Origin of the sequence: Actinomadura harenae (assembly GCF_003696215.1) — a bacterium.
GTDB classification, from domain to species: domain Bacteria; phylum Actinomycetota; class Actinomycetes; order Streptosporangiales; family Streptosporangiaceae; genus Spirillospora; species Spirillospora harenae.
The window spans coordinates 182,472-198,025 of sequence record NZ_RFFG01000001.1; the positions used below are offsets into that span (position 1 = coordinate 182,472).

A 15,554-nucleotide genomic window follows, 5' to 3' on the forward strand; every position below is an offset into this window, starting at 1 on the left:
AGGCTCCGTCATTCCCGCCCCCAAGGCCGCGACCGCCCACCGCCACGCCCGCTCAGGCCGTAAGAACGAACGCCGCAACCACGGTGACCTGCGAATTCGCCCCACCACACCGATCAAGCGTCATCGCGCCCGAACCCATCCACCCCGGACGTGTGCCTTCGCTCACTTCGCCCAGCTCGGCCCGCGCACAGCCCGTCTCGATCACAACGGAGTCGGCGCACAGCTCACCTCATCCACAAGCACGGCCCGTCAGAACCCGACAGCCCCGCAAAACGACCACGCCCGCCCATCAGCGGAAAGCCGGATGGGCGGGCGGACGGACGCGCGTGTCGGTCGTAGCGGGTCAGACTCCGACGTCGCAGGGGGCGTTGTGCGGACGGGCAGCACGGAGGCCCACGGCTTCGAGGGCGCGCCGGTAGGCGGTGGTGGCGGCGTGCGTGTCACCCGCGAACTGGAAGAGATCGCCCAGCTCGTGAAGCAGACGGGCGGACGCCCGGCTCGCCGGGAGCGAGGTCAGCTGCGTGGACGCCGCGCGGAGCACCACGAGCGCGGCCTTCGGGTCGCGCTGCGCCACTCGTGCGCGCGCCAGGACGAGCCGGGCCTGCGCCACCTTGTGCGTGCGGGCGACAGAGTCGGTGTCCGGCAGGGGCCCCAGGGCGGTGAGGACGTCCTCGTCGGGCACGGCCAGGGCCATGCCGGTCTCGAGGAACTCCTCCAGGTGGGAGATCGCCTGCGCGGGCTGACCAAGGATCACCAGTGCGCGTGCCGTCTCCACGGTGCGCTCGGTGATCTCGGCGCCTTCCAGGTCCTCGGCGCCCTTGAGGAGGCGCAGCGCCTCCTCCGCGGCGGCCGGGGACGCTCCGAGCGGCATGCTCTCCCGCACCGGCGTCTCGGCGGTGAACGCCGGGACGCCACGGAGCAGGGCCTTCGCGGCGGCGAGGTCCAGACGCGCGAGCGCACGAGGACGGGTGCCCTCCCCGCGCACGGCGAGCGCCTGGTCGGCGAAGTAGAGCGAGTCGCCGATCGCGTTCTGGTCGAGGGCCGTGACGCTGGCCCGCTGGTAGCAGGCGCTCAACGTGTCGCCGTCGCCGGAGCGTCCGGCCTCTTCGGCGGCGAGCAGCGTCCGTCCGAGCGCGTGCGCGCGTTCGAACTCGGAGCGGTCGACGTAGGCGAGCAGCAGCATGCGGCCCACCTCGATGCGCTCGTGCCCGCGTGTGAGGCCGAGTTCGTCCAGGCGCGTGAGGGTGCGTTCCCCCAGTGCGATGGCCTGGCCGAGGTCGCCGACCGCGTGGTAGCAGCGGGCGAGCGAGATCACGGGCGGGAGCCAGCTGGTCCGTCCGGGGTCGCGTTCGGCCTGCTCGCGGAGCTCCTCGAAGAGGGCGATGGCGTCATCGATCCGGCCGAGCCGTTCGAGCGCGCGGGCCTGTCCCTCACGCGCCCGCGCGGTGAGGTCCGGGTCGTCGCTGCGCTTGATGACGTCCTCGAAGACGGACGCCGCGCCGCGCGGGTCACCGGCGAGCAGGGCCAGATGCGCGTGCCGTTCGCGGACCTCCAGGTGCGCGCGCTGCTCGGGCTCCACGCCCTCGGCGAGGTACTCGGGCGTGCATCCGAGCCGCTCGGCCAGCATCCGCAGGACGGTCGGGGTGGGAGTCCGCTTGCCGGACTCGATCAACGAGATGTAACTGTCGGAGAGGTCGTGTCCGGCGAGCTGCGCCTGCGACAAGCGTCTGGTCAGCCGCAGGTTGCGGACGCGCTCCCCGACGTTGCCTGGACCCGGCATGAGAACTCACTTAGCGGAAGTAAACAGGCGGCTGGGGTTCCGACATAATTGCACATCGTCGGTTATCGCACGTCGAGAGTAACGAAGCGGTCCCAGTCGTCCCTAGATACGGCTTTGGCGGTGATAACGGTTCAACCCAGTAGATCATGCTCGACGGACGCCCTGGACGGAAGCCGTACCACGCCCGCGAGACCCGACCGCGACCCTCCGGATCCGCCGTCCGCTCCGGGGATCCGCGGGCCCGTCACCGAGAAAACGCACGCCACAAGGCGTGTCGCCCCGTCCGCCCGGGACCACGGCCGCACTCACCCGAGTCAGTACGTGATGTAGATCACACCTGTGGGATCAGTCGTCGGAGGCGTTCTTGTTGGGGAAGATCATCTCGCAGACCTCCAGGTACAGCTGCTCCGGGTACGGCAGGTAGGGGACGGCCGAGAGGGCCTGGTCCTGACCGGCCGACTCCAGGACGAACTCCCCGTACCCGAGCATCCGGCCCGCGACGGTCCGCTTGAAGCTCATGTCCGTGACCTTCGCCAGCGGCATCATCGCGACCTTGCGCGTGATCAGGCCGGTGGTCAGCAGCATCCGCTGATTGGTGATCACGAAGTAGTCCACGGACCACTCGGCCACCCGCCAGACGAACCAGGCGAGCAGGATCAGCCAGCCCCACCAGATCCAGCTGATGACCGTGCCGGCATCGCTGGCCAGCGTGTTGCTGAGCACCCCGGCGAGGATCAGGCCGCCGAGGACGAGCCCGACCGGCAGCATCAGCACGGCGGGATGGCGCCGGACCGTGATGACCTGGGTCTCGTGCGGGAGCAGGTACTTGTTGACCGAAGCCGGAGCGGAGTCACCGGGCGTGACCAGGCGCATGGGAGACCTCAGCCGAGCGCGTCGAGGAAGGTGGCCACGGAGTTCGCGGCGGACGTGAGCCCGTCCGCGATGCGGGCGACCGCGCGCGCCGCACCGTCGGGCTGTTGGACGAGATAGACCACCGCGACCGCGGCGGCTGCCCAGGCGATGTACTTCTTGGCGGGCACTCATGCCTCCCTGAGCGGACGACCCACAGACCCTCGGCCAGTTTCGCACAGCGTTCAGGCACGGCAAAGCATTCGCGCGACGCCTCCACCGCCGTGTCACCAGAACATGACCCCAACGTTTCGGGGCGCCCGCTCGTTCTGTGGGGTGAGCGACGACGGAGACGGAAGGGTCAGGGGGTGTTGCCCAGTGAGGTGCGCGGTGAACGGCGCTTCTTCTCGGCGGCAACGACGGCGAGCACCTGAAGGTGCTTACGCGCGACGCGTTCCACCAAATCCGGCGACGCCGCGCCGGTCACCTCGAGCGCCCCGAACCGCGCGGCGGTCACGCACCGCTCCACGGTCCGTCCATCGTGCACACCTGAGAACTCGCGGGCGAGCCGCTCGCCGATCTCGCCGAATGGCGCTTCGGAGTCCGGACGCTGAGCCATGACGCATCCCCCAAGCTCGCTCCCCCCGCCCCGATCCTGAACCGTCCCCGTTATGCCGAAGCGGCGGAGCGGAACGCCCTTCGACGTTCCGTAAATCCATTACTACCCATGGTGACCATCCCCCGAACCACCAAGATCACCATCCCCAGGAAGCCCCACCCCGCCCACCTGCCCAAACACAACCCCACGGCCCAGAGCACGCCATGAATAGCCGACCCCAAGCCGTCATGCACACCAAGACACCGAAAGAAGGATCCGCGCGAATGCACACCCGCCGAGGCCGCCGGACAACACCCCAGGCCTCACCCGCCCAGCAGCCAACCACCGCCCATGAGAAGGCAACGCACAACCCCAGGCCCGGCAAACCACATGGCCACCCCAAACCCCGCCCCACCAGCAACGACCCGCCTCGGCCGCACCCAAACCCCCGCGCCCTCAGACCACTCCCAGGCGACGACAAGCCCAGCGGATATCGACCCCCGACCTGCCCGAACCTGAATACCTTGCCGGAAGGCCGGCACCCGGCAGGCCGTCCATATCCAGGTCACGCCCTGGCAGACAAGGCCCTGAATCGAGCGCATCGCGCCCCTGCCTTCGGGTTCCGACCAACGCGAAAAGCAGGCCACCAAGGCCCTCAGCCCCACAGTCCAAGAGCAGGCGCATTCCGCATCCACTCGCGCACGCAGCGCTATCACGCCAGGCGGCGGCACCCCGGACTCATCGCCGCGCCGATGCTGCCAACGCACAAGCGGCACGCGAAATCGAAACACGTCCACCCAGCCAGACCGCGCTACGCGGAGGCAGCGAGGCAGAGGCGGTTACGCCCACGGGACCAATACAAGCGCGCCGACATTGGTGGCATCGGGGCCAGCCCATGACCGAGCGACGCGGCTTCTGTGGATGAGCCCCAGGGAGACGGCCTCCGGGCAGGAACGCCCTGTATGCAGAGCCCGCAAGCTCGGGAGGCGAAGCGCGCGGTCTTACGTCGCGCTCACGGCGGCAATCATGCGCTGACCACGGTGGACGACGTGTTGTGCGGCGCGGGTCGGCAAGGGCGGGCGAGGTGAGGGTGCGGGGGAGCAGCGGGGAGGCGGGTGGTGGTGCTGGGGGGTGGGGTGGGTTGCCCCGGGGTGGGAGCCGGCCGTCCCCTGGGGCCACGGGGTATGTCGTGGCCGCTCGGGGACGGCGCGTGCTCGGTGGTGGCGGGTCAGACGACGCCGTAGAGGCGGTCGCCGGCGTCGCCGAGGCCGGGAATGATGAATCCGTGCTCGTTGAGGTGGTCGTCGATCGCGGCGGTGACGACGCGGATCGGGGCGTCGATGCTGCCCACGGCCTCCTCGAGGTGCTTCAGGCCCTCCGGGGCCGCGAGCAGGCAGAGCGCGGTGACGTCGCGGGCGCCGCGGTCGAGCAGGAGCTTGATGGCGGCGGCGAGGGTGCCCCCGGTGGCCAGCATCGGGTCGAGGACGTAGCACTGGCGGCCGGACAGGTCGTCCGGGAGGCGGGTGGCGTAGGTCTGCGCCTGGAGCGAGCCCTCGTCCCGGATCATCCCGAGGAAACCGACCTCGGCGGTGGGCAGGAGGCGGGTCATGCCGTCGAGCATGCCGAGACCGGCGCGCAGGATCGGCACGACCAGCGGCTTCGGGCTGGCCAGCTGGACGCCGTGGGCCTCGGCCACGGGGGTCTGGACGGTGACGTCGGTCACCCGCACGTCCCGGGTCGCCTCGTAGGCGAGAAGGGTCACCAGCTCGTCCGCCAGACGGCGGAAGGTGGGCGAGTCGGTGCGCACGTCCCGAAGCGTGGTCAGCTTGTGGGCGACGAGCGGGTGGTCGACGGCGAGGGTCTGCATGTACTCACGGTAGCCGACCCCGGATGGCCGATCAGATCGCGCCCGGCCTGCGGATAGGACTTCGAACCGCTGGGCACCATGCCGATATGGACAGCGATCGTGAAGTCCGCCCGAGAGGAGGCCCCCGGCCCGTCCGGGAGCCCGCCCCGGACCCGCCCGAGGGGAAGGAGAGCCCGCGGGCGCGTGTCGGAGTGATCACCGGGAACGCGAAGGACCCGGCCGTCACGGAGAGTTCGGGAGCGCCTGTCGGAGCGCATCGTGGCTCGGCGCGTGCCGAGTCGGGCCGTCCGGAACGCGAACTGGCGACCGGAGGCACGCGGACCCCGAAGACGGATCGGAACCCCCCGAGCACCGGAGCGGCGACCACGCCGCCGCATCATCCCCCACGGCCCGAGATCGGGCCGGCCCCTCGCCGCGCCACCGAGACCACCGTCCGTTCGCAGGTCACACCAGGCGCGCGCCATGCCCCCGACGCGACCGACCGGCCAGGGGCCGACGTCCGCGCCCCGCTGGAGGCTCGGCCGAGTGCCCGCTCGGAGCCCCACATCGGCAGCCGATGCGAGGCTGAAGCCAACAAACCACCTGAGCCTGGAAGGGCCGCCCGATCAGGTTTCGTAGCGGGCGGCCTGTCGAGGACTGGAGCCGACGACCAGTCGGAGGGTGGAACAGAGGGCCGACCTGGGGTCGGAGTAACCGACCCGCCGGAAGCCGAGGCGGGTGATCTGGCTGAGTCCGGGACGAACGCGTGGTCGGAGGTCGGCGCGTACGCGCGGCAGGAGGCCGGAGCGGGCGGCCGATCGAGAGGCTCGACGGGCGCCCCGGTGGAGATCCGCACGGGCGGCCGGTTGGGGGCTGTGGTGAGTGGCGGTGGCCTTGCCGAAGGTGATTCCGATGCTGGTCGGGACGCTTGGGGGTCGGGGACCTCTGTGTCCGGCGGGACGAGGCGCGCCTCGGGGAACGGGGCCGGGCGGGGTGCTTCGGCGGCCTGGGATGAGTCAGGGCGCACAGGTGCACTGTCCAGTATCGGTGATCCTGGGGTCATGGCCAGGAAAGTCGCCCATCTGGATCTGGAACTCGGCGCCGAGCGCAGGAGACGTTCGGAGAGCAAGCGCGTCGTCTGGCGTAACGGGGCGCGCTCGGCGTCGGCAGGAGACGAGTACGCGGACGAGGATGATCTGGACATCGCGTCCTCATCGCCCTGTCCGGACGACGGGGAGAACGGGGAGGACGGGGACGGTGCGTCGCGGTCGGCGGCCGCCGATGCCCAGGAGGCGGGGGTGCTGAATCTCACCCCGGAGGAGTCGCGGGAGCGGCTGCGCCGGCGCGCGCGGTTCCTGCGGGAGCTCGCCGAGGCCCGCGAGCTGCGCGAACGGGTCACACCGCACCGGGCGAGGCGGAAGCAGATCCACGCGGCGCTCCGCCGCAAGACCTTCCGGTTCTTCGGCTGACCTCGCCGCCCTCGCGGCGTCGTCCCTGATCAAAACGGTGGATATCGAGGCTCGGCGGGGTCCTGGCGTCCCCGCCGAGCGCTCGAACCTCCCCGGTACAGGAGCCTGGTGGCCATCCGAGACTCCCGGCGGGGCCGGATCGAGTAGATTCGGACGGCGCGGTGCCCGGACGGGCGCCGAGGCACCCCGCCCGGCACGGCGGCGGGGTTCGCGAGGAGCAGGGGCACGTCCGTGTTCCGTCCTCGCAGGACACGCGCGCCGGTGGGGTGGACATGACGGATGTGGACGCGGCGGACTTCGCCGTCGTGGTGTACCGCGAGGACGCACGCTGGGAGGCCGAGGTCCTTCCGGTCGCGTTGACCGAGGACCTGGACGGGCTGATCCACGCCCTGCGCCAGCAGCCGAGTCTCGGCGGCACCATCGGGCTGGTCTCGGTCGGCGACGACTTCTTCGTGGCGATCCGGCTGCTCGGCGACGAGGACATGGTCTTCCTGTCGGACGTCACGGCCTCGGTGGACTGGCCGCTCGCCCAGCAGGTCCTGGAGTACCTCGACATCCCCGTCCCCGAGGACGAGGAGCTGGACCAGGTCCTCCCGGTCGGCGACATGTCGATCTTCGCCGACCTGGGCCTGGACGAGATGGAGATCGGCGCGATCTCCGGCGACCTCGAGCTGTACCCGGACGAGATGCTGCTCAGCATCGCCGGGCGCCTGGGCTTCGCCGCCGCCTTCGAACGCGCCCTCGACACCGTCGCCTGACCCCGCCCCGGGCCAGGGGGCGGGCGGGGGTGTGCCCGGCCGAACCTCGTGGTCCACAATGAACGGGTGTCGTATTTCGCCGCCGTGTTCGCCCGGACACCCCAGGGCTGGCTGGGGACCGAGGCCGCCCTCGCCGAGGCCGAGAGCGTCGACGACATCGCCGACCAGATGCGCGAGGCCGCCGTCGAGTCCTACGGGGACGCGGTGGTCCTGCTGGTCGAGCAGGAGGACGACTGGTTCGCGATCGTCCGGCTGGACGGTGACGACGAGCCGCGCGCGTACGTGTCCGCCGTCCGCGACGACCCGCTCGCGGGCCTGTTCCTGCCGCTCGTCGGGGACGCGCCTGACGGTGATCCGTCCGGCGACGCGTCCCTGCTCACCGATCTCGGCGTGGACGCGGGGCAGATCGCCGAGCTGGGCGAACGTGCCCTGCCCGGGGACGCGCTGCTGACGATCGCCGAGCGGGTGGGCTTCGGCGAGGAGTTCGACCGGCTCCGTGACTGACGACGCCGTGCCGCCGCGCGCGGCCGCGAAGTACGGCATCCCGGCGACCGACGACGCAGCGCGCGAATACGAGCCGACCATGCGTCTCGCGCTGGACGAGGCGCGTCTCGCGGCGGAGGCCGGAGACGTCCCGGTGGGCGCGGTGGTCCTCAGCCCGGACGGGGACGTCCTGGGACGCGGCCACAACGACCGTGAGCGGACCTGCGATCCGACCGGGCACGCCGAGATCGTCGCGATGCGGGAGGCCGCGTCGGCGCTCGGCTCGTGGCGGCTGTCCGGCTGCACGCTGGTGGTGACCCTGGAGCCGTGCACGATGTGCGCGGGCGCGGCCGTCCAGGCCCGTCTCGACCGCGTCGTGTACGGCGCGATCGACGAGAAGGCCGGCGCCGTCGGCTCGCTGTGGGACGTCGTCCGCGACCGCCGCCTCAACCACCGCCCCGAGGTGATCGTCGGCGTTCTGGCCGACGAGTGCGCCGTCCCGCTTATCGAGTTCTTCGCATCGCGCAGAGTCCGGTAGGCTCTCCTGCGGTGGCGTCGCCTAGTGGACGAGGGCGCACGCCTCGAAAGCGTGTGAAGTGCAAGCTTCCGTGGGTTCGAATCCCACCGCCACCGCCATCTAGATGGCCCCTGACCTGGCCAAACGCCGAGGGCGGCACCTACGGGTGCCGCCCTCGGCGTTTTTCTGGGCTCGGTCGTCCCGGGGATCGGATGGTCAGGGGCGGCTGGGGCTGCGCTTCGGTCGGGGGTCCCGTTGTCGCGGGCCCCTGCGGACGCGGCGGCGGTTCCGACCCCTGCGCGGGTCCTCGTCCTCGCCGCCGGGACCGATCGCGCGGCTTTCTCCACCATGGTGGCGGCCATGCGCGAACGCAGTATCACGGCCTTCGTCATCCTTTAGCGGGAATTACTTCGCCGATCCTTATTTTATGGGCCTCGCGAGTGAGTAAGGCGTCACTGATTCGGCCAGTTATCGAGGTCACATCCCGGGTATTCGGAAAGGTGCCCACATGTCCCTCGACACGAACGAAGGGAGGTCAGCCGATCATGATGAAATTCATGAGCAAGGTCCGGGCCATCAAGTCCGGCGCCTACCTGTTCTACTACGGATAAGGATGTCCGGGGAACGAGATTCTTCAGTCCGACGTGGCGAAGGCGGCCGGTCGCGGCCGCTGCTTCAGTCGAGAGAACGACAAGGATGACGGCATGCGTCCTCATCGGCGGGTCAGTGCACCGGAAAGCCCCTCACGCCAGGCCGACAGGATCGCGTTTCTGACGGAAGGCACGGCGCGCCATGGTGACTTCTGGCGGTTCGCCTCGCACGTGTACGTGGCGGCGAGTGCCGAACTGGCGAAGGAGGCCTACCGGCGCACCGGAAAGGACTTCAAGGTCCCGGACGGAATGTTCCGGCTCCCCGACCAAGTGCGCCGTGCTCTGCCCGCGGGGGCATTCCTGCCCAACAGCATCGCCCCCGCCCGCAGCCATTTCGGGCACAGTGCCGTCAGCCGATCCGTCGGGGTGCTGGCCACGGAGGCGGCCCGGACCGCCGACCTCTGGCCCACGGACCAGGCGGTCCCGGTGCTGCCCGCGCTCAGGCGGATGTTCTCCAGGATGGGCGCGCATTACTGCTTCGGCGTCGACGCCGCCCCGCTGATGCACGTGGAGGCGGCCCTCGCCCGTGCTCGCGAATCCGCTCCGCCCCGCACCCTCTACCTGCCGACCCCGACCCGCCGGCGGCTTCAGCGCCGGCTTGGCGCCCTGGCCGGGCGGATCGGCGCGCTCATGGAGGAGCGCCTGAGACAGGGGCGCACGGCCGAGCCCGACCTGCTCGGCGTCATGATCGAATCGTCCCTGCGGCACGGCACGCCCCCGGGCGTCAACATCACCTTTCCGCTGGCGGTGATCCTCCTGGCCTCGCAGGAGCAGCCGACCCGGGCCGGCGGTTGGCACCTGCTGGGTCTGGCCCGGCATCCTGACCTGGCGGACCGCATCGCCGACGAGGCCGCCCTGCTCCCCGACGATCCGAGGAAGATCACCGCCGCCGATCTGGCCCGGCTGACCCACGCCGACGCCTTCGTCCGCGAGACCCTGCGGCACTATCCGCCCATCTGGCTGAGCACGAGACTCGCGACGACGTCCACCCGTGTGGGCGAGCATCGGCTGGATTCCGGTGACCGGCTCATGCTCTCGCCCTATCTGATCCATCACGATGAGCGCTACCACGCCGATCCGGAGCGGTTCGACCCTGATCGTTGGCTGTGTCCTGACGCCGCGTCCGGCGGTGATGCCGCCGCGACCGGGGGCTATGTGCCTTTCGGAGCCGGACCGCGGCTGTGCCCGGGGGCCGCGCTGGCCGGCGTCGAGTTGACCCTGCTCGTGGCGCTGACGGCCCGCGCCCTGCGCCTGTCGTGCCCGTCCCCCGAACCCTTCCGGCTCACCACCGCCGGCGCGTTGACCCCCAGTGACCTGCGCCTGGTGTTCAGCCACCGCGCCTGAGCGGAGGCCCGCGATGCTGACCTTTCCGATCACCACCCGGCGGCTGGTGCTGCGCGTGCCCCAAGCCGACGATCTGGATCATCTACGGGACTTGTACGAGGATCCGATCGCGCTGGAGCACGTGGGCACCCAGGCCAACTGGAACCGCGATCTCACCGCCGACCGTCTGGACCGCTGGGCTGATCAGCACCGCCGGCTCGGCTACTCGATGGCGACCGTCGTACGACGCAGCGACGGCCGGATCGTCGGGCTGAGCGGCATGACACCCAACGAGGACGGCGATCCCGAACTCAGTGGCCTCATGATCCGCCAATGGTGGGGTGAGAACTACGGCCTCGAAGCGACCGAGGCCCTCTTGGGGGCCGTCCAGGATGACCCGCGATTCCCCATCATCATGGTGCGCATGGAGACGACGCATCCGGCCATCGACCATGTCGAACGGACCTTGCTGATCCCCAATGGGTTCACCTTCGTCAGGGTTTCCCCGTTGTTCGAGGACGGAAAGCTGATGCGGCTTTATCAATGGACTTCCGCGCAGCCGGATTGACGGGCAGGGCCGTTGAATCAAGGGTCTTCCGGGGCGATCTCTTCGGGGGTTTCCACACTGAGCTGCTTTCGGGCTTCGATGCGGAATCGCTGGACGGCGTCCACGAGGCGTTCGTAGGGAGGCTCCGCGTATTCGTCGGCTCTCGGGTCGGGTTCTTCGCGGGTCTCGGCCAGGACGGCATAGGAGTGGCGGAGCATCATGCGTGCCGCGACCTGGAGGTCCCTAGTTCCCAGAAGCCTGATCTGTTCCACGAGCAGGCGGAGCTCGTGGTATTCGTCCTCCATTTCGTGGAGGACGGCGTCGCGGTCGGCTCCCGCGTGCTTGACCCTGTTGCGTCCGTGGAGGATCTTTCTGACGCGCACCACGGTTTCGGAGCAGAGCTGGTGCATCGGCTCGTCCCACCTTTTCCTGAGGGCTTCGCGTTCGCGGCGCCGCTCCATCAGGTAGGCGGGGACGAATCCGATGAGGGCACCGGCCGTCACGGGCAGCACGGTGAGCGCGGCCTGGGTCGTCAGGGACATGCGTCCGCCTTCCGGTCGGTGCCCGCGCTGATCAGGAGCGGCGGAGGATGAGGCGGCCCTGGCGGTGGCGCTCGTTGGACGCCGGTTCGCGGCGCATGCGGCCCACCTCGGTGAACCCGGCCTCGGCGGCTCGCGCGGCGAGGACGTCGAGGGGCCAGCGGTAGGCGGGGGCGACCCTGTGGTCGAACGGGAGGACGTCCGGGCCCTCGGCCTCGAAGAAGCCGAGCAGGAGGTGGCCGCCGGGGGCCAGGACGCGGTGGAACTCGTCCAGGTAGGGCCGGAGCTCCGCCGGGGGCGTGTGGATCGCCGAGTACCAGGACAGGACGCCGCCGAGGGACGCGTCGGGGGCGTCGACGGCGTCCATGGAGGCGAGGTCGAAGCGCAGGCCGGGGTGGGCGGCGCGGGCGATGTCGATCATCGCGGGGGCGATGTCGAGGCCGAAGGCGGAGAGGCCGAGGTCGCGCAGGTGGGCGGTCATGTGGCCGGGGCCGCAGCCGACCTCGGCGGCGGCCGTGTTGCCGGACGCGCGGACGAGGTCGGCGAAGGCGGCGAGCGCCGCCCGGTCGAGCGGCTGGTCGTCGAGGGCGCCCTGGACGAACTCGGTGTACAGGGTGGCGACCGCGTCGTAGGCGTCCGCGGTGGCGCTGACATAAGAGGAAGAATCGGGCACGGCCGTCCACTCTAGGGGCCGGACGATCATGACCGCCCGGCCGTCGCGAAGTCAGCCGATGGTGACCAGGGTCACACCGGTCGCGGCCAGGGCGAGGCCGAGGCGCTGGACGGTGCGGAGGCGCTCGCTGAAGGCGATGCGTGCGAGCAGGACGGTGATCGCCGGGTAGAGCGAGGTCAGGACGGCCGCGAGGCTGAGGAGACCGCTGTTCACCGCGAGGTAGTACAGGGCGTTCGCGGCCGCGTCGAGGCTGCCGGAGAGGAGCGCGAGGCCGATGAGGCGGCGGCCTGAGACGCTCGTCCCGGGGGTTCCGCCGCGCGCGACGACCACGGCGAGGGCGACCGCGACGATGGCGAGGTTGCCGGCGCGGGCCGCGACGAGGGGCCAGAGCCCGCCGCCGGTCCCGGCGGACTTGATCAGGGTGAAGAAGAGGCCGAAGCAGACGCCGGAGACGAGCGCCATGAGCGGTCCGTTGTCGAGGCGGCCGCCGGACCGCTCGGACCGGGCGTCCGATTTCTCCATGCTGACCAGGCCGATCGCGATGAGGCAGATCAGCACGCCGGTGAGGACGGTCGCGTCGAGGCGTTCGCCGCGCGCGACGCCGACCGCGATCGGCAGGAGCGCGGACGCGAGGGCGGAGACGGGCGCGACCACCGACATCGGGCCCCGGGCGAGCGCCCTGTAGAAGGTCATCAGGCCCGCTCCGCCCGCGACCCCCGCCGTGAATCCCCAGGCCAGTGAGGCGGACGTGGGGGCGCGGCCGGTGAGCAGCGCGGACACGAACAGGACGGTGAGTCCGGCCGGGACGCACCAGAGCAGCGTCTTGAGCGTGCTGGAGTGCCGGGTGACCGTGCCGCCGAGGAAGTCGGCGACGCCGTAGGCCAGCGCGGCCCCCAGCGCGAGGATCGTCACCATCAGTCGAGCAGCCGGGTGGCGATCCGGACCTCCGGGGAGATCGCGCGGAGGTGGTCGGCGAGGGCGTCGCCCGCCGCGCGGAGGCGGTCGATCGGATACGGCTCGAGGCGTTCGAACAGGAACAGGGCGTTCTTGGTGTTCTCGGTGATGCGGGTGCGGACGCACTGACGCCAGTTCCAGCGGCGGCACGTCACGCCCTTGTCGTCCCGCCAGATGACCTCGCCCTCGGACGGGTGCTCGACGGCCGGTTCGCCGTTGGCGATGACGTCGAAGGGCTCGTCTCCACGCGCGCGCACGAGGCGGGCCGGGCCTTCGTAGGTGTCGAGGTCCTCGCCGCCGATGGGCAGGGCGTACTCGACGCTGACGGCGTTGTAGGCGTCCACGACCTGGTTGATGGCGGGCAGGGAGTCGGCACGGCGGAGCAGGGCGTCCACGGACGGGCGGGTGCGCTTGGGCTTGGCGCCGAACGCGGTGTACGCCTCGTGCCATGCCCCGACATGCGGGTCGGACGGGTCGGCGACGGCCCCGGCGGTCTTGAGCCATCCCTCGGACGCGGCGCCCGAGGGGCCGTTGACCAGGCCTTCCGCGGACATGAGGAGCACCGCGAAGTCGGGACGCAGCTCGCGTACCGCGGTGTCGACGACGATCCGTTCCAGCATGACGAGCACCCCTTCGGTCATTTCAGTGAACCATGTATATCACTAGAACGACCGACGGTAGGGTGACGCGATGAGCGAACAGGAGGCGGTCGGCGGCGCCGTCGCGCGGACCGTCAGGACGCTGCGCGCCGGACACGGCTGGAGCCTGGACGAGCTCGCCGAACGCGCGGGTGTCAGCAAGGGCGTGCTGGTCAACCTGGAACAGGCGCGCGGCAACCCCAACCTGGGCACGCTCATCCGGGTCTCGGACGCGCTCGGCGTCCCGCTCGTCCGGCTGGTGCAGGTGGCCGAGGAACCGCCGATCCGGCTGGTCTCGCCCGGACGGCAGGTCGTCCTGTGGGAGGGCGAGTCGGGCGGCACCGGAACGCTGCTCGCGGGCACCGACCCCGGCCCGACCCTGGAACTGTGGCGCTGGGAGCTGCGGCCCGGCGAACTGCGCGAAAGCGAGCCGCACAAGCCCGGCACGAAGGAGATCGTGCACGTCGAGACCGGCACGCTCACCCTCTACGTGGACGGCTTCGCCGAGCCCGTCCCCACAGGATTCGCCGCGCTCTTCCCCGGCGACCGCACGCACGGCTACGGAAACGACACCTCCGAGACAGTGCGCTTCATCCTCGCGGTACAGGACTTGTAACCGTCCGGATCCGCTGGAACGGGCCAAAGCGGCTCACACGTTGACGAGGTGGGGGACGCTTGTCAAGACGCCCCCGGACCGTTGATGATCCTTCGACGGGGATCTCGTTGTCACCTTCACGAGGGGCTGCACACGGTGAACCGGAACGCGACCCGAGCCCGCGCCGGACTGACCGGCGTGGTGAGGGCGCTCTCCCCCGGCACCGCGTCCCCCTCCCCGTCCGTGGCCTCTGTGCCGGGACCGCTTCCGGTGTCGGGAGGTCTGCTGTCCGGCATCGCCGTGGGGCCGTCCTCGGTCTGGGTGGTGGGGTCGGCCGGCCAGAAGCCGCTCGCGGCGCGCTGGGACGGCACGTCATGGACGGTCGTTCCGGATCCGTCCGATTCGTCCCTGGCGTCGGCGGCACTCCTGGGAGCGCGCCTGAGGGCCGTGGCATGCGTGCCCGGGTCGTCCCGCTTCGGTCCGGACACAGCGACGTCGAGCGGCCCTGGGCCGCCTGAGGCGGAGTCTGCGTCCGTGCAGGTCAGCGCCAAGACGACCGAGTCCGGACGGCCCTTCGGCGCGGGCGTGATCTCCGATGGCGGGACGGTGATCGCCGTTGGAGGCGCCTACGACCGCCTGGAGCACGTCGACATCGCGCTGATCCGGCACTGGAACGGCTCGGCATGGACGTCCTGGGACGCCCCTGACCTGCTGCGCGGCCTCGTCCTCAACGCCGTGGCCCCGGCCGGGCCCGGCCGCGCCTGGGCGGTCGGGAATGCCGGCCCGCACGGCCCGCGGGCCTTCCACTGGGACGGCACGTCCTGGAAGCCCTCCGACATCCCGGACATCCCGCACGGACGGCTCGTCGCCGCCACGGCCGTCGCTCCCGACGACGTCTGGGCGGTCGGAGCGGTCGACCGCGACGGCCTCGTCCTCCACTTCGACGGACGCACCTGGACACGCGTCCCCAGCCCGGCCAAGGGACCGCTGACGGGTGTCTCGGCAGCGGCACCGGATGACGTCTGGGCTGTCGGCCATCACGGCGTACTGCACTGGAACGGCCGCCGCTGGTCTCGTGTCAAAACCCCGCTGACCTCGGCGAACACCGTCACGGCCATCGCGTCCGACGATGTCTGGATCGCCGGTGGCGACGGCGAGGCGGCGCGCTTCGACGGCCGCCGCTGGACCGTCCCGCCAGGCGCGGAGCCGGCCGTCTGGCTGGCCTCGGCGGCCGCGCCCGACCGCACGGTCTGGCTCGCGGGCACCCGCTCCGGTGAGGCGGCCTCCGACACGTCCGCCTCCACGGCCGTCACCGCGCAGCCCAAGGACGCGTGA

Annotated in this window: 18 protein-coding genes and 1 tRNA gene; 9 read left to right on the forward strand and 10 right to left on the reverse strand. The window is 70.9% G+C overall.

The window, feature by feature from the left end:
• Positions 1-343 precede the first annotated feature (343 nt).
• The 5 genes from EBO15_RS00795 to upp all read right to left on the reverse strand — a co-directional run bounded on the left by EBO15_RS00795 (position 344) and on the right by upp (position 5,094).
• Complete coding sequence (locus EBO15_RS00795) at positions 344-1,780, reverse strand: helix-turn-helix domain-containing protein (RefSeq protein WP_122192305.1); 1,437 nt, start codon at positions 1,778-1,780, stop codon at positions 344-346.
• Positions 1,781-2,125: 345 nt separating this feature from the next.
• On the reverse strand, positions 2,126-2,653 hold the full coding sequence (locus EBO15_RS00800; protein ID WP_026412341.1) for a PH domain-containing protein: 528 nt from the start codon (positions 2,651-2,653) through the stop codon (positions 2,126-2,128).
• Between the two features lie 8 nt (positions 2,654-2,661).
• Positions 2,662-2,820: a hypothetical protein gene (locus EBO15_RS43975; RefSeq protein ID WP_158628090.1), complete on the reverse strand. Its 159-nt coding sequence runs from the start codon at positions 2,818-2,820 to the stop codon at positions 2,662-2,664.
• Between the two features lie 170 nt (positions 2,821-2,990).
• Positions 2,991-3,248: a hypothetical protein gene (locus EBO15_RS00805; protein ID WP_122192306.1), complete on the reverse strand. Its 258-nt coding sequence runs from the start codon at positions 3,246-3,248 to the stop codon at positions 2,991-2,993.
• Positions 3,249-4,455: 1,207 nt separating this feature from the next.
• Positions 4,456-5,094, reverse strand: coding sequence for a uracil phosphoribosyltransferase (upp, locus tag EBO15_RS00810; RefSeq protein WP_026412343.1), 639 nt, complete (start codon positions 5,092-5,094; stop codon positions 4,456-4,458).
• A 1,040-nt stretch (positions 5,095-6,134) separates the two neighbouring features.
• Between upp and EBO15_RS00815 the strand changes: the two genes are divergently transcribed.
• The 7 genes from EBO15_RS00815 to EBO15_RS00845 all read left to right on the forward strand — a co-directional run bounded on the left by EBO15_RS00815 (position 6,135) and on the right by EBO15_RS00845 (position 10,841).
• Positions 6,135-6,542 carry a hypothetical protein gene (locus EBO15_RS00815; RefSeq protein ID WP_122192307.1) on the forward strand — a complete coding sequence of 136 codons (408 nt, stop codon included), beginning with the start codon at positions 6,135-6,137 and terminating at the stop codon, positions 6,540-6,542.
• A 272-nt stretch (positions 6,543-6,814) separates the two neighbouring features.
• Entirely contained in the window at positions 6,815-7,300 is a 486-nt protein-coding gene (locus EBO15_RS00820) for a tRNA adenosine deaminase-associated protein (RefSeq protein ID WP_122192374.1), read from the forward strand.
• A gap of 66 nt (positions 7,301-7,366) precedes the next feature.
• The gene (locus EBO15_RS00825) at positions 7,367-7,804 is read left to right on the forward strand and encodes a tRNA adenosine deaminase-associated protein (protein WP_122192308.1); all 438 of its coding nucleotides are present in this window, start codon (positions 7,367-7,369) and stop codon (positions 7,802-7,804) included.
• A 79-nt stretch (positions 7,805-7,883) separates the two neighbouring features.
• Positions 7,884-8,321, forward strand: a complete 438-nt coding sequence (tadA, locus tag EBO15_RS00830; RefSeq protein ID WP_122192375.1) for a tRNA adenosine(34) deaminase TadA — start codon at positions 7,884-7,886, stop codon at positions 8,319-8,321.
• A 10-nt stretch (positions 8,322-8,331) separates the two neighbouring features.
• A tRNA-Ser gene (locus EBO15_RS00835) sits at positions 8,332-8,419 on the forward strand.
• A 525-nt stretch (positions 8,420-8,944) separates the two neighbouring features.
• Positions 8,945-10,294 (forward strand): cytochrome P450, encoded by a 1,350-nt coding sequence (locus EBO15_RS00840; protein ID WP_147481333.1) that lies wholly within the window; start codon positions 8,945-8,947, stop codon positions 10,292-10,294.
• Between the two features lie 13 nt (positions 10,295-10,307).
• On the forward strand, positions 10,308-10,841 hold the full coding sequence (locus EBO15_RS00845; RefSeq protein WP_122192310.1) for a GNAT family N-acetyltransferase: 534 nt from the start codon (positions 10,308-10,310) through the stop codon (positions 10,839-10,841).
• A 17-nt stretch (positions 10,842-10,858) separates the two neighbouring features.
• On the opposite strand, the gene EBO15_RS00850 is transcribed toward EBO15_RS00845, so the two are convergent.
• Genes EBO15_RS00850 through EBO15_RS00865 form a run of 4 tightly spaced genes read right to left on the reverse strand, consistent with a single transcriptional unit; the run spans position 10,859 to position 13,627 of the window.
• Positions 10,859-11,362 carry a hypothetical protein gene (locus tag EBO15_RS00850; protein WP_122192311.1) on the reverse strand — a complete coding sequence of 168 codons (504 nt, stop codon included), beginning with the start codon at positions 11,360-11,362 and terminating at the stop codon, positions 10,859-10,861.
• Between the two features lie 31 nt (positions 11,363-11,393).
• Positions 11,394-12,032 carry a class I SAM-dependent methyltransferase gene (locus EBO15_RS00855; RefSeq protein WP_233615841.1) on the reverse strand — a complete coding sequence of 213 codons (639 nt, stop codon included), beginning with the start codon at positions 12,030-12,032 and terminating at the stop codon, positions 11,394-11,396.
• 51 nt (positions 12,033-12,083) lie between these two features.
• A complete protein-coding gene (locus EBO15_RS00860) occupies positions 12,084-12,947 on the reverse strand; it encodes an EamA family transporter (RefSeq protein WP_122192313.1) in 864 nt (287 codons plus the stop codon).
• Entirely contained in the window at positions 12,947-13,627 is a 681-nt protein-coding gene (locus EBO15_RS00865; RefSeq protein ID WP_233615842.1) for a B3/B4 domain-containing protein, read from the reverse strand. Before EBO15_RS00865 ends, EBO15_RS00860 begins: the two co-directional genes overlap by 1 nt.
• A gap of 49 nt (positions 13,628-13,676) precedes the next feature.
• Here EBO15_RS00865 and EBO15_RS00870 point away from each other — a divergent pair, with 49 nt between their 5' ends.
• Positions 13,677-14,240: an XRE family transcriptional regulator gene (locus EBO15_RS00870; protein ID WP_122192314.1), complete on the forward strand. Its 564-nt coding sequence runs from the start codon at positions 13,677-13,679 to the stop codon at positions 14,238-14,240.
• Between the two features lie 116 nt (positions 14,241-14,356).
• Here EBO15_RS00870 and EBO15_RS00875 read toward each other — a convergent pair whose 3' ends face one another.
• Positions 14,357-14,590, reverse strand: coding sequence for a hypothetical protein (locus EBO15_RS00875; protein ID WP_122192315.1), 234 nt, complete (start codon positions 14,588-14,590; stop codon positions 14,357-14,359).
• A gap of 163 nt (positions 14,591-14,753) precedes the next feature.
• Between EBO15_RS00875 and EBO15_RS00880 the strand changes: the two genes are divergently transcribed.
• Complete coding sequence (locus EBO15_RS00880) at positions 14,754-15,554, forward strand: beta propeller repeat protein (protein ID WP_122192316.1); 801 nt, start codon at positions 14,754-14,756, stop codon at positions 15,552-15,554.

Bases quoted from the DNA above. Each gene is read 5' to 3' on its own strand.
- EBO15_RS00800 (WP_026412341.1), bottom strand. From the start codon at position 2,653: ATGCGCCTGGTCACGCCCGGTGACTCCGCTCCGGCTTCGGTCAACAAG.
- EBO15_RS00850 (WP_122192311.1), bottom strand. From the start codon at position 11,362: ATGTCCCTGACGACCCAGGCCGCGCTCACCGTGCTGCCCGTGACGGCC.
- upp (WP_026412343.1), bottom strand. From the start codon at position 5,094: ATGCAGACCCTCGCCGTCGACCACCCGCTCGTCGCCCACAAGCTGACC.
- EBO15_RS00860 (WP_122192313.1), bottom strand. From the start codon at position 12,947: ATGGTGACGATCCTCGCGCTGGGGGCCGCGCTGGCCTACGGCGTCGCC.
- EBO15_RS00820 (WP_122192374.1), top strand. From the start codon at position 6,815: ATGACGGATGTGGACGCGGCGGACTTCGCCGTCGTGGTGTACCGCGAG.
- EBO15_RS00815 (WP_122192307.1), top strand. From the start codon at position 6,135: ATGGCCAGGAAAGTCGCCCATCTGGATCTGGAACTCGGCGCCGAGCGC.
- EBO15_RS00865 (WP_233615842.1), bottom strand. From the start codon at position 13,627: ATGACCGAAGGGGTGCTCGTCATGCTGGAACGGATCGTCGTCGACACC.
- EBO15_RS00795 (WP_122192305.1), bottom strand. From the start codon at position 1,780: ATGCCGGGTCCAGGCAACGTCGGGGAGCGCGTCCGCAACCTGCGGCTG.
- tadA (WP_122192375.1), top strand. From the start codon at position 7,884: ATGCGTCTCGCGCTGGACGAGGCGCGTCTCGCGGCGGAGGCCGGAGAC.
- EBO15_RS00845 (WP_122192310.1), top strand. From the start codon at position 10,308: ATGCTGACCTTTCCGATCACCACCCGGCGGCTGGTGCTGCGCGTGCCC.
- EBO15_RS00805 (WP_122192306.1), bottom strand. From the start codon at position 3,248: ATGGCTCAGCGTCCGGACTCCGAAGCGCCATTCGGCGAGATCGGCGAG.
- EBO15_RS00870 (WP_122192314.1), top strand. From the start codon at position 13,677: ATGAGCGAACAGGAGGCGGTCGGCGGCGCCGTCGCGCGGACCGTCAGG.